At 57.4% G+C, this 631-nt stretch carries 1 protein-coding gene (cut by a window edge); it reads right to left on the minus strand.

Annotated elements, in window-relative coordinates:
* Nucleotides 1-459: the 5' portion of a carbonic anhydrase gene (locus VZP09_RS23550; RefSeq protein WP_328795435.1), read on the minus strand. It extends 222 nt beyond the left edge of the window; only the first 459 of its 681 coding nucleotides appear in the window; its start codon is at nt 457-459; its stop codon lies off the left edge, out of view.
* Nucleotides 460-631 lie beyond the last annotated feature (172 nt).

Genomic DNA, 631 nt, shown 5'->3' on the forward strand with positions numbered 1-631 from the left:
GCTGGCGCCGGGGGAGGCCTCAACACCACACCCATCGGCGATCTGCGCAATTTCGTGATGCAGGGTGCGGCGCAACTGGCCGATGCGGCGAGCCAGCGCCGAGGATTCCTGCGCCAGCGGCAGAGTGGGCAGGGAGAGCGCCGCCTGCACGCCGCCGCAGCCGTAGTGGCCGCAGAGCACCACCCGCTCCACCTCAAGGTAGTCGAGGGCATACTGCAGGACGCTCATGACGTTGTCGTCGGCGGGATCGAGCATGTTGGCGATATTGCGGTGGACAAAGAGCTCGCCGGGCTGGCTGCCGGTGAGCACCTCGGCGGGCACGCGGCTGTCGGAGCAGCCGATCCACAGCGAGTGGGGCCGCTGCCCGTCGACCCATTTTTCGAAATAGTCCGGATCATGCTGACACTTCTGCAGCGCCCAGCTGCGGTTGCGGGCCAGCAAAGGTTTTAACGTCGTCACAAGTATTCTCCTGAGTTAATTCATCGAGTGAATATGTCCATCAAGACTCGTACAGCGACTAGTAAAAATAGTGTTTACCGGAACCCTTCACGCCTGAGGAAAATCCTGGAATAAACGGCAAAAAGAAAACTTTTCATTAATGTAAAGTTATAAAAATATTGATGAAATTAAT

This window comes from Klebsiella sp. EMBS2024 (genome assembly GCF_036233805.1).
Classification (GTDB): Bacteria; Pseudomonadota; Gammaproteobacteria; order Enterobacterales; family Enterobacteriaceae; genus Klebsiella; species Klebsiella pneumoniae.